Here is a 12,058-nt window from a genome sequence, read left to right on the forward strand (position 1 = left end):
CTCGACGACTTGACGATGGAACTGAGCGTCCCCAAAGGGCAGTTCGGCGGCCCGGCGACGAAGCCGGTGCCGACGGCTGACCAGGGCGTCCCGCCGAAGCCCGTACCGACGGTCGACCGGGAAGCGACGACCAGGCTGGTTCCGCTGGCGAAGCAGGTGCCGACGGCCGACCCGGGCGCGCCGACGAAACCGGTGCCGGTCGCGCATCAGACACCCGCGACGCAGCCGGTGTCGGTGACGAAGCAGGCACCCCCGGCGCAGCCGATCCCGAAGGCGGGCCAGGCTCCGGCGACGGAGCCGATACCCGTCTTCCAGCAGTCGACGGCGCCGCACCAGGTTCCGGCGTCGCCCCAGGTCCCGACGGTGCAACACGTTCCATTTGCGAATCAGGCACCGGCCGCGCACCAGGCTCCCGTCCCCAACCTCGGCCCCATTCAGCCCGCCGAGGCCGACGGACCCGTGTTCGTCGACGAGAGCGGCCGCCGGGGCAAGAAGCTGCGCGGGCTCGGCTGGCTCTTCGGCCTGGCCTGCGCCTGCTACGCGGTGATGCTCGTCGCCAGCCTGCTGGGCGGCAGCTCCCGCGCCCCCTGGCTCGGCATACCCGGCCCGGCCGCCAAGGACAAGAAGCCCGAGACGATCAGGGTCACCCCCGCGCCCACCGAATCCGCCACCCAGCCGCCCCTCGGAGCCAAGCCGCACGCCTCCGAGAAGGGCAAGCCGCACCCCAAGGCCAGTGCCTCCAACGGCGCCAAGGCCACCCCCAAGCCGGGCAAGTCCGGCCGCCCCGGCAAGTCCACGGCCACCCCGCACCCCGGCGCCTCGCAGACCGCGAAGCCGCCGACGGGTGGCCACTCGGCAGGTCCGGGTCTCCCCACCGGCCCCACCGGCAGCCCCTCCGGTCTGTCGTGGCCGACTCCGCACACTGGAGCCAGCACGTGAACGCCCGCCGTACCCCCGGACGTCGAAGACTTCCGATGCGCTATCTGCTGCCCCTGCTCTTCCTCGTCGCGCTCTTCGCGATGCTGATGCTGCGCGGGTACGTACACAACGAGATCCTCGCCGACCACCGAATACGCCCCGACGCGGCCACCGACCAGGTGCCCGAGCGCATCCTGGACGGCGGCCCGGTCATCGACGCGCGCGGCCCCGGCAAGCCGACGAGCCTCGACATCCCCAAGCACAAGCTCGTGCTCACCTTCGACGACGGCCCGGACCCCACCTGGACCCCGAAGGTGCTCGACGCGCTGAAGAAGTACCACGCGCACGGCGTCTTCTTCGTGACCGGCGCCAACGCGGCCCGCTACCCCGACCTGATCAAGCGGATGGTCGACGAGGGCCACGAGGTCGGCCTGCACACCTTCAACCACCCCGACCTCTCCTACCAGTCGCACGCCCGCATCGACTGGGAGCTCGCGCAGAACCAGCTGGCGCTCGAAGGGGCGGCGGGCATCCGCACATCCCTCTTCCGCCCGCCGTACTCGTCGTTCGCGGACGCGATCGACGACAAGAACTGGCCGGTCATCAAGTACGTCGGCAGCAGGGGCTACATCACCGCCCTCGACTCCACCGACAGCGAGGACTGGCAGCGCCCGGGCATCGACACGATCATCAAGAACGCGACGCCGAAGCACGGCAAGGGCGCCATCGTCCTGATGCACGACTCCGGCGGCAACCGCTCGCAGACCGTGGCCGCGCTCGACACCTTCCTGCCCAAGCTCCAGGGCAAGGGCTACACGTTCGTCAACCTCACCGAGGCGCTGAACGCCCCGAGCGCGCACACCCCGGTGACCGGGATGGACCTGTGGAAGGGCAAGGCGTTCGTCTTCGCCGTCCAGGCGGCCGAGCACACCACCGACGTCCTGGTGGGCGGGCTCGCCGTGATCGGCGTGCTGGTCTTCGCCCGGTTCGGCCTGATGCTGATCCTGTCGTTCCTGCACGCGCGCAAGGTGCGCAAGCGCGGGTTCCGCTGGGGTCCGGAGGTCACCGAGCCGGTCTCGGTGATCGTCCCCGCGTACAACGAGCGCGAGTGCATTGCCAACACCGTGCGCTCGCTGATGGCGAGCGATCACCCCATCGAGGTCCTGGTCGTCGACGACGGCTCCACCGACGGCACCGCCGACATCGTCGAGGCGATGCGGCTGCCGAACGTCCGGGTGATCCGCCAGGCCAACGGCGGCAAGCCGTCGGCGCTCAACAACGGTCTGCATCACGCCCGTTACGACATCGTCGTGATGATGGACGGAGACACCGTCTTCGAGCCGACGACCGTACGCGAACTGGTGCAGCCGTTCGGCGACCACCGGGTCGGCGCGGTCGCGGGCAACGCCAAGGTCGGCAACCGCGACTCGCTCATCGGCGCCTGGCAGCACATCGAGTACGTGATGGGCTTCAACCTGGACCGCCGGATGTACGACGTGCTCGGCTGCATGCCGACCATCCCCGGCGCGGTCGGCGCCTTCCGCCGCACCGCCCTTGAGCGGGTCGGCGGCATCAGCGAGGACACCCTCGCCGAGGACACCGACGTCACGATGGCCATGCACCGCGACGGCTGGCGGGTGGTGTACGCGGAGAACGCGCGCGCCTGGACCGAGGCCCCCGAGACCGTCCAGCAGCTCTGGTCCCAGCGCTACCGCTGGTCGTACGGAACGATGCAGGCGATCTGGAAGCACCGCCGCGCGGTCTTCGAGCGCGGCCCGTCCGGCCGCTTCGGCCGCGTGGGCCTGCCGCTGGTCTCCCTGTTCATGGTCCTGGCCCCGCTGCTCGCGCCCCTGATCGACGTCTTCCTCCTGTACGGCATCGTCTTCGGCCCGACCCAGAAGACGATCATCGCGTGGCTCGGCGTGCTGCTGATCCAACTGGTCTGCGCGGCCTACGCGTTCCGACTGGACCGCGAACGCCTGACCCACCTGGTCTCGCTCCCGCTCCAGCAGATCCTCTACCGCCAGCTGATGTACGTGGTGCTCCTCCAGTCCTGGATCACCGCCCTCACCGGCGGCCGCCTGCGCTGGCAGAAGCTGCGGCGCACGGGTGTGGTCGAGGCGCCGGGGGCGATGAACAAGCAGCGCCGCCCCGCCGAGACCCAGGACCGGAGGCCCGTCGCGTGACCGCGCACATCCCCCAGCCGTACGTCGAGGTGCCCGAGGCCATGGCGGCGCATGCCGGGGCGAAGCCCAAGGCGGCGTCCGGCCGGGACCGCTATCTGGACCTGCTGCGCTCGCTCGCCCTGGTCCGGGTCGTCGTCTACCACCTGTTCGGCCTCGCCTGGCTGTCCATCGTCTTCCCGTCCATGGGCGTGATGTTCGCGCTCGCCGGGTCGCTGATGGCGCGCTCGCTGAGCCGCCCGGCCTGGAGCGTCATCCGGGGCCGTCTGCGCCGTCTGCTGCCGCCCATGTGGGCGTTCGGCGCGATCGTCCTGACCGGGATGTTCGCGGCGGGCTGGAAGCCGGACAAGGCCCAGGGCCTGTGGTGGTGGGCCAAGCTCTTCAACTACGTGGTGCCGTTCGGCACGCCGCCGTTCCCGTGGACGGTCGGCAGCAAGAACGGCCTGCTTGAGCAGACCTGGGCCGTCCAGGCTGCGGAGCCGCTCTGGTACCTGCGGGCCTACCTGTGGTTCGTGCTCGCCTCGCCGCTGCTGCTCAAGCTGTTCCGCAAGGTGCCGTGGGCGGTCCTCGCCGCGCCGCTCGCGCTGACGGCGGTCCTCGGCACCGGCGTGGTCACCATCCCCGGCGACACCGGCTCGGTGATCACCGACTTCGTGACGTACGCGGCCTGCTGGGTACTCGGCTTCGCGCACCACGACGGCCTGATCCAGCGGATGCCGCGCTATCTGCTGGTGTCCTGCTCGGCGATGGTGATGGCGTTCGGCCTGTGGTGGGCCTCCGGGCATCCGACCAAGGACGGCTGGGACCTCAACGACATCCCGCTCGCCCAGGCCTTCTGGTCCTTCGGCTTCTGCGCGATCCTGCTGGCGTACTCGCCGTCCTGGCAGGCCCTGCCCGGGAAGCTGGCCCGCTACGACCGCCTGGTGACGCTCTCCAACAACCGGGCCGTCACGATCTACCTCTGGCACAACGCCCTGATCGCCCTGGCGGTCCCGATCCTCGACCAGCTGTGGAACATCCCGTACATCGGAACCCGGTTCGACGGCTTCTTCACCCAGACCTACGACGAGTGGATGTTCGTCCTGGTATGGCCGCTGATAGGCGTGATGATCCTGTCGACGGGCTGGATCGAGGACGTGGCCGCGAAGCGCAGCCCGAGGCTCTGGCCCGACGGCCGGTCCAAGGGACGGAAGAAGCGCTGAGCGCTTGAACGACGAGGAGGGGCCCGGACGTTGCGTCCGGGCCCCTCCCGCATGCTCGGTGGCCGCGCCCCAGTCCCGCTCTGTTCGACTGCGGACGCACGGCCCGCCACGCCCCCACCCCCCGACCTACAGTCGAGCGCACCCTCACCGCACCCCCCGTCCCCTCGTGAACACAAGGTTGCCCGGCGGTCACGCGGCGGCACGGGGGCGAAACCCCGCGTCCCTACCGTCGGGTGTCTGGAAACGAACCCTGCGCACCGCATGGCATCGCGGCGACACGATCGATCATGGAGGCGTCATGAGTGGCCGTTGGATCCAAGAGTGGGATCCGGAGGACGAGGTCTTCTGGCGGGAGTCCGGGGAGCGGATCGCCCGGCGCAACCTGCTCTTCTCCGTCTTCTCGGAGCACATCGGGTTCTCCATCTGGTCCATGTGGTCGGTCATGGTCCTGTTCATGGGGCCCGCGTACCACGTCGACCCGGCCGGGAAGTTCTTCCTGATATCCACCGCCACCGCCGTCGGCGCGGTCGTACGGATCCCGTACACCTTCGCCGTCGCCCGGTTCGGCGGCCGGAACTGGACGATTTTCAGCGCCCTTTCGCTCCTGGTGCCCACCGCCGCCGCTTACGTCGTGATGGAGCCCGGGACCTCGTACGCGACGTTCATGGCCGTCGCCGCGCTCGCGGGCATCGGCGGGGGGAACTTCGCCTCGTCGATGACCAATATCAACGCGTTCTACCCCCTGCGGAAGAAGGGGTGGGCCCTTGGGCTCAACGCCGGGGGCGGGAACATCGGGGTGCCCGTCGTGCAGCTCGTCGGGCTGCTCGTGATCGGGACCGCCGGGGCCACGCATCCACGCATCGTGCTCGCCGTGTACGTGCCGCTCGTCGTGGCCGCCGCCGTCGGGGCCGCCTGGAAGATGGACAACCTCGCGCCCGTCAAGAACGACACCGGGGCCGCGCTCGAAGCCGTACGGGACCGGCACACCTGGATCATGTCGCTGCTCTACATCGGCACCTTCGGGTCGTTCATCGGCTACAGCTTCGCCTTCGGGCTCGTGCTCCAGACGCAGTTCGGGCGCACCCCTCTCCAGGCCGCCTCGCTCACCTTCATCGGGCCGCTGCTCGGCTCGGTGATCCGGCCCATCGGGGGTTCGCTCGCCGACCGGGTCGGCGGGGCCAGGATCACGCTGTGGAACTTCGCCGCGATGGCGGTGGCGACCGGGGTCGTGATCTTCGCGTCCGTCGAGAAGTCGCTGGGCGTCTTCCTCGTCGGGTTCATCTCGCTGTTCGTGCTCGGCGGGCTCGGCAACGGCTCCACGTACAAGATGATCCCGGCGATCTTCCAGGCCCGTGCGGTGTCCAAGGGCATGGTGGGCGAGGACGCGGCCGCGTACGGGCGGCGGCTGTCCGGGGCGGCCATGGGGCTCATCGGGGCGATCGGCGCGCTCGGCGGCCTCGGCATCAACCTCGCCTTCCGTCAGTCCTTCCTGTCCAACGGCACCGGAACCGCCGCATTCATCTCGTTCCTCGCCTTCTACGCGGTCTGCTTCACCGTCACCTGGGCCGTATACCTTCGCTTCCCGGTGGCGAAAGCCACCGAGTCGGAGCGGGTTTACGCCGGGGTGTAATAGAACACACGGACAGCGCCGCGCCGGTCCTTGCCGTAACGCCAGGGAAATGCGCGTGAACCGGGCCTGTCATGGGGGGTTGGCAGGCTCGGGCGACCCGCCGCACCACCCCACTGGAGAGCTGCCATGGTCGACACACCTCACGGGCCCCGGCCCCTAGCCGGGTTCACGGTCGGGGTCACCGCCGCCCGCCGCGCCGACGAGCTCGGGGCGCTGCTCCAGCGGCGCGGCGCGGCCGTCGTGCACGGGCCCGCCCTGCGCATCGTGCCGCTCGCCAACGACAGCGAGCTCCTTTCGGCCACCAAGGAGCTGATCGACGAGCCGCCGCACATCGTGGTCGCCACCACCGCGATCGGCTTCCGGGGCTGGGTGGAGGCGGCCGACGGCTGGGGCCTGGGCGAGCCGCTGCTGGCCCGGCTTCGCGGCACCGAACTGCTCGCCCGGGGCCCCAAGGCCAAGGGCGCGATACGGGCCGCCGGGCTCACCGAGGAGTGGTCGCCCTCGTCCGACTCCATGGCCGAGGTCCTGGACCGCCTCCTGGACCACGGCGTGGAGGGCCGCCGGATCGCGGTCCAGCTGCACGGCGAGCCGCTGCCCGGCTTCGTGGAGGCGCTGCGGGAAGCGGGCGCCCAGGTCGTCGGCGTGCCGGTCTACCGCTGGCTGCCGCCCGAGGACATCGGGCCGCTCGACCGCCTCCTCGACCTCACCGTGGCGCGCGGGCTCGACGCGCTCACCTTCACCAGCGCGCCCGCCGCAGCCTCCCTGTTCACCCGGGCCGAGCAGCGCGGGATGCTCCCCGAGCTGCTGGGCGCGCTCGACCGCGAGGTGCTGGCCGCGTGCGTCGGGCCGGTCACCGCGCTGCCGCTGCAGGCCCACGGGATCAAGACGGTGGCGCCCGAGCGGTTCCGGCTCGGGCCGCTGGTCCAGCTGCTCTGCTGTGAACTTCCCGCCCGCTCGCGGGCGTTGCCCATCGCCGGGCGCCGGGTGGAGATCCGGGGGCACGCGGTCCTGGTCGACGGCGAGCTGCGGCCGGTGCCGCCCGCCGGGATGTCCCTGCTGCGCACCCTCGCCCAGCGGCCCGGCTGGGTCGTCTCCCGCGCCGACCTGCTGCGCGCGCTGCCCGGCTCGGGCACCGACGAGCACGCCGTGGAGACCGCGATGACCCGGCTGCGTACGGCCCTTGGCGCGCCCAAGCTCATCCAGACCGTGGTCAAGCGCGGCTACCGGCTGGCCCTTGACCCGGAGTCGGACGCCAAGTACGCGGATGAGTAGAAGCGCTGAGGCGCGGCAGGAGGGGTTCCGGGCTCGCCCCCGGGCGGGCACTCTGGGGGAGAGCACTCACCGGTAACCCCCATAGGCGGTGACGCATGTTGCGGTTCGACTCCGGGCGGATCTGTCTGGATCTGGTGGCGACCGGGGCGTACGACAGCGATCAGCTCGACAGTGCCGGGCGGCTGGGACAGTGGCTCCTGGGCACCGGTCTGGTGCCGGCCGGGACCCCGCTCGACCGGGCCGACGGTGCCTGGCTGGTGCGGTTCGCCGAACTGCGGGACCAGATCGGGCAGTTGGTGTACGCCGAACTCACCGGCCGGGGTGCCGGCGCCGCCGCGGCCCTGGAGCGGGTCAACGCCCTCGCGGGCGCCGCACCCCCGGGCGTACGTGCGATCCGGGGCGCCGACGGACGCCTCGTGCGCACCTTCAGCGGAGCCCCCGACTGCACGGCGCTGCTCGCCGTGGTCGCCCGGGACGCCGTCGAACTGCTCACCGACCCCCAGGACCGGTCCCGGCTGCGCCAGTGCGAGGGCGACAACTGCTTCCGGCTCTATCTGGACACCTCGCGCGGGCGGCGCCGGCGCTGGTGCTCCAGCGAGGTCTGCGGCAACCGGGAGCGCGTCGCCCGCCACCGCCGCCGCGCGGCCGTCGCGGCCACTTCGTGAATGCGCGAGCCCCCGCCCCGTAACAACGCGGGTCCCATTCCGTACCGCCGGTAAGCCTGTCACCTCGTAAAACGCTTAAAGCGACCTATGTACTGCCTTTAAACCTCTCCCGTCCCACCCGTGCGAAAAAACTTTCCCGGGCGTTGAATGGGATCAGCCGGAGCTCCGTATGGAGGGACAGGAGCCCGCCGCAGTCGCGGCCGGGCAGGGTCTCGACCGGGAGGTTCTGGTGCGCAAGGATGCCGCCGTGGCCGATGACCGTCCGCAGGGCGCCCGGCACCGCTCCGTTCCCGACGAGGAGCTGATGCGGGCGCTCTACCGTGAGCACGCGGGCCCGCTGCTCGCGTATGTGCTCCGTCTCGTCGCCGGCGATCGCCAGCGTGCCGAGGACGTCGTGCAGGAGACGCTCATCCGTGCCTGGAAGAACGCCGGTCAGCTCAACAGAGCCACCGGTTCGGTCCGCCCCTGGCTGGTGACGGTCGCACGGCGCATCGTCATCGACGGCCACCGCAGCCGGCAGGCCCGGCCGCAGGAGGTCGATCCGTCGCCGCTGGAGGTCATGCCCGCGGAGGACGAGATCGACAAGGCGCTGTGGCTGATGACGCTCTCGGACGCGCTCGACGACCTGACGCCCGCCCATCGGGAGGCGCTGGTCGAGACGTACTTCAAAGGACGTACCGTCAATGAAGCGGCCGAGGTGCTGGGCGTACCGAGCGGGACCGTCAGGTCCCGGGTGTTCTACGCCCTGCGGTCCATGAAACTCGCGTTGGAGGAACGGGGGGTGACGGCATGACCACGCCGGAGTACCAGTCCGAACACGAGGCGGTCGCGGCGTACGCGCTCGGCATCCTCGACGGCGCCGAGGCCACGGCCTTCGAGGCCCACCTGGCGGGCTGCGACCTGTGCGCGGCCGAGCTCGACCAGCTCGGCGGCATGGAGCCGCTGCTCGCCACCCTGAAGGAGTTCCCGGGCCCCGCCGAGCGCCCGCTGCGCCCGGCCCCGCCCAGCATGAGCGAGCGCCTGATCAGCGAGGTCGCGATCGTGCGCGCCAAGCGCCGGCGCCGCACCCAGTACCTGGTGGCGGCCGCGGCCGTGCTGGCCATCGGCGGCCCGGCGGTCGCGGTGGTGGCCACGTCCGGCAACGACAGCGGCACCTCGATCAGCGCCGAGCCGCACCCGACGAGCCCCGCCGAGGACGCGTTCTTCAACCACATGCACCAGAAGGTGGCGGCGACCGACGCGACGACCGGTGTCACCGCGACCGTGGGCACCGAGCCGAAGGCGTGGGGCACTCACACCGTTCTTGAGCTCAAGAACGTGAAGGGTCCGCTGAAGTGCAGCCTCATCGCCGTCGGCAAGAACGGCGAGCAGGAGACGGTCACCACGTGGGCGGTGCCCAAGTGGGGTTACGGGATCAAGGACAGCCCGAACAAGGAGGCGGAGTACCCGCTGTATGTGCACGGCGGTACCGCCATGAACCGGGACCAGATCGATCATTTCGAGGTCCGCACCCTCGACGGCAAGGCGCTGGTGGACGTGCCCGCCTGAGCGACGAGCCGGCATGTGACCTGATCCGTGACCGATCAGCGGCTGGTCACCGCCTGACAGACCCGCCCCCTTCGCGTACGGTTGACGGCTGCCCAATGCACGTCAGAAGGGGGCCTCGGTGGCCGCGCAGGAAGCCGCTGTCGACTCGGTCAGAGATCGCGAGATCGGAGTCGAACAGGAACACCTGGACAAGGTGTACCGCCGCCTTGAGGAGAAGATCCACGAGGCGGAGTTCCTGATGAACGACGCCGCCAAACGCGGCCAGGTGGGCACGCCCGGCGCGCTCGCCGAGCGGGACGCCCAGGTCTTCCGGGCCGGGATCCACCTCAACCGCCTGAACAACGAATTCGAGGACTTCCTCTTCGGCCGGATCGACCTGCTGCTCGGCAAGGACGGCAAGAAGGGCCCGGACGGCGCCTACACGGCCGTGGAGCCCGCCGAGGGGGCCGTGCGCGAGGAAGCGGGCGCCAAGTACGCCGACATCGCCGAGACGCTCCACATCGGCCGTATCGGCGTCCTCGACTCGGACTACGCGCCGCTGGTCATCGACTGGCGGGCGCCCGCCGCCGCGCCGTTCTACCGCTCGACCCCGGTCGACCCCGGCCGGGTCGTACGCCGCCGCGTCATCCGCTCCAAGGGCCGCAAGGTGCTCGGCGTCGAGGACGACCTGATGCGCCCGGAGCTCAACGCCACGCTCGACGGCACCGAGCTCGCGGTGATCGGCGACGGCGCCCTGATGGCCGCGCTCGGCCAGGCCCGCAGCCACACCATGCGGGACATCGTCGCCTCCATCCAGGCCGAGCAGGACCTGGTGATCCGGGCACCCGCCGCCTCCGTCACGTACGTGGAGGGCGGCCCCGGCACCGGCAAGACGGCGGTCGCGCTGCACCGCGCCGCGTATCTGCTCTACCAGGACCGCCGCAGGTACGCGGGCGGCATCCTGATCGTCTCGCCGACCCCGCTGCTCGTGGCGTACACCGAAGGCGTGCTGCCCTCGCTCGGCGAGGAGGGCCAGGTGGCGATCCGCGCGGTCGGCAACCTGGTCGACGGCGCCGAGGCCACCGCGTACGACGAACCGGCGGTCGCCCGCATCAAGGGCTCGTCCCGGATGCTCCAGGTGCTGCGCAAGGCGGCCCGGGGAGCGCTGGAGACGGGGGAGCCGGGGCGGAACCGGACGCGGCGAGGAAGCCGGGGTACCGCTCCGGCGACGCCCGATGCCGGACAGCTCGCGCTCGGCGAGGAGCCGCAGGCCGAGAAGGCGGCGACGACCCCCACCCTGCTGCGCGTGGTCGCCTTCGGGCGCCGCGTCGAGCTGGAGAACGAGGAGCTGCGGCGCATCCGCCAGAACGCGCTCGGCGGGACCGCGCCGGTCAACCTGCTGCGCCCGCGCGCCCGCAAGCTGCTGCTCGACGCGCTGTGGTCCCGCTCCGGCGCGGCCGGGCGGCACACGGACCCCGAGCTCGCCGCCGAGCTGCGCTCGTCGTTCGACGACGACATCAGCTCCGAGGACAGCTTCATCGAGTTCCTGGACGCCTGGTGGCCCGAGCTGACCCCGCGCGGGGTGCTGGCCGCGATGGGCGACGAGCGGCGTCTGGGCCGCTGGGCGAGACGGGTGCTCACGCCCGGCGAGACCCGGCGTCTGGCGCGCTCCCTGTCCCGGCTCGACGCCAAGGGCCACGGCCCGCTCTCCGTGCACGACGTGGCGCTCCTGGACGAGCTCCAGACGCTGCTCGGCACCCCGGCCCGGCCGCGCAAGAAGCGCGAGTACGACCCGCTGGACGCGCTCACCGGCCTTGAGGAGCTGATGCCGCAGCGCGAGGAGACCCAGCGCGAGCGCGCGGAGCGCCTGGCCCAGGAGCGCACCGAGTACGCGCACGTCATCGTCGACGAGGCGCAGGACCTGACGCCGATGCAGTGGCGCATGGTCGGCCGCCGGGGCCGCACGGCCACCTGGACGGTCGTCGGCGACCCGGCCCAGTCGTCCTGGTCCGACCCGGACGAGGCGGCCGCCGCGCGCGACGAGGCGCTGGGCTCGCGCCCGCGCCGCCGCTTCGAGCTGACCGTGAACTACCGCAACCCGGCCGAGATCGCCGAACTGGCCGCGCGCGTCCTGGCGTTGGCGATGCCGGGCATGAAGTCCCCGGCCGCCGTGCGCTCCACGGGCGTCGAGCCGCGCTTCGCGGTCGTACGGGATGATCTCGCCCAGTCGGTACGGGACGAGGCGGCCCGGCTGCTGGACCAGGTCGACGGCACGGTGGGTGTGGTCGTCGCGATGCGTCGGCGCGAGCAGGCCGCGCGCTGGCTGGCGGGCCTGGGCGAGCGCGTGGTGGCGCTCGGCAGCCTGGAGGCGAAGGGTCTGGAGTACGACGCCACCGTTGTCGTATCGCCCGCCGAGATCGCCGACGAGTCGCCCGCCGGACTGCGGGTGCTGTACGTGGCGCTGACCCGGGCCACCCAGCAGCTCACGGTCATCGCGGGCGAGCGCGACGAGCCGGACGCGAACGGGGTGCCGGACCTGCTGCGGGACTGACGGGGTGCTACGGGGCGGGCTGAGCCGACCCGGTACTGAATCCGAGTCAACTCGCGATGCTTGAATCACTTGCCGGGGTGGTTTGTTAGCCTGGGTACGGCACCGGCTCG

Annotated in this window: 9 protein-coding genes; all 9 read left to right on the forward strand. The window is 71.4% G+C overall.

Going from position 1 to position 12,058, the window contains the following annotated elements; all coding sequences use genetic code 11:
- Positions 1 to 15: 15 nt before the first annotated feature.
- The 9 genes from ACT1U9_RS19375 (at position 16) to ACT1U9_RS19415 (ending at position 11,948) form a co-directional block, all read left to right on the forward strand.
- Positions 16 to 939: a hypothetical protein gene (locus ACT1U9_RS19375; protein ID WP_444533967.1), complete on the forward strand. Its 924-nt coding sequence runs from the start codon at positions 16 to 18 to the stop codon at positions 937 to 939.
- Positions 940 to 974: 35 nt separating this feature from the next.
- On the forward strand, positions 975 to 3,104 hold the full coding sequence (locus tag ACT1U9_RS19380) for a bifunctional polysaccharide deacetylase/glycosyltransferase family 2 protein (protein ID WP_444539186.1): 2,130 nt from the start codon (positions 975 to 977) through the stop codon (positions 3,102 to 3,104).
- A 41-nt stretch (positions 3,105 to 3,145) separates the two neighbouring features.
- The gene (locus ACT1U9_RS19385) at positions 3,146 to 4,303 is read left to right on the forward strand and encodes an acyltransferase family protein (protein WP_444539187.1); all 1,158 of its coding nucleotides are present in this window, start codon (positions 3,146 to 3,148) and stop codon (positions 4,301 to 4,303) included.
- Positions 4,304 to 4,601: 298 nt separating this feature from the next.
- Positions 4,602 to 5,933: an MFS transporter gene (locus ACT1U9_RS19390; protein WP_444533968.1), complete on the forward strand. Its 1,332-nt coding sequence runs from the start codon at positions 4,602 to 4,604 to the stop codon at positions 5,931 to 5,933.
- 126 nt (positions 5,934 to 6,059) lie between these two features.
- Positions 6,060 to 7,205: a uroporphyrinogen-III synthase gene (locus tag ACT1U9_RS19395; protein WP_444533969.1), complete on the forward strand. Its 1,146-nt coding sequence runs from the start codon at positions 6,060 to 6,062 to the stop codon at positions 7,203 to 7,205.
- Positions 7,206 to 7,300: 95 nt separating this feature from the next.
- The gene (locus tag ACT1U9_RS19400) at positions 7,301 to 7,870 is read left to right on the forward strand and encodes a CGNR zinc finger domain-containing protein (RefSeq protein WP_444533970.1); all 570 of its coding nucleotides are present in this window, start codon (positions 7,301 to 7,303) and stop codon (positions 7,868 to 7,870) included.
- A gap of 169 nt (positions 7,871 to 8,039) precedes the next feature.
- Positions 8,040 to 8,663, forward strand: coding sequence for a sigma-70 family RNA polymerase sigma factor (locus tag ACT1U9_RS19405; protein WP_444533971.1), 624 nt, complete (start codon positions 8,040 to 8,042; stop codon positions 8,661 to 8,663).
- Positions 8,660 to 9,418, forward strand: coding sequence for an anti-sigma factor family protein (locus ACT1U9_RS19410; protein WP_444533972.1), 759 nt, complete (start codon positions 8,660 to 8,662; stop codon positions 9,416 to 9,418). Before ACT1U9_RS19405 ends, ACT1U9_RS19410 begins: the two co-directional genes overlap by 4 nt.
- A 118-nt stretch (positions 9,419 to 9,536) precedes the next feature.
- Positions 9,537 to 11,948, forward strand: a complete 2,412-nt coding sequence (locus ACT1U9_RS19415) for a HelD family protein (RefSeq protein WP_444533973.1) — start codon at positions 9,537 to 9,539, stop codon at positions 11,946 to 11,948.
- Positions 11,949 to 12,058 lie beyond the last annotated feature (110 nt).

It is taken from the genome of Streptomyces sp. BR1 (assembly GCF_052373795.1).
GTDB lineage: Bacteria > Actinomycetota > Actinomycetes > Streptomycetales > Streptomycetaceae > Streptomyces.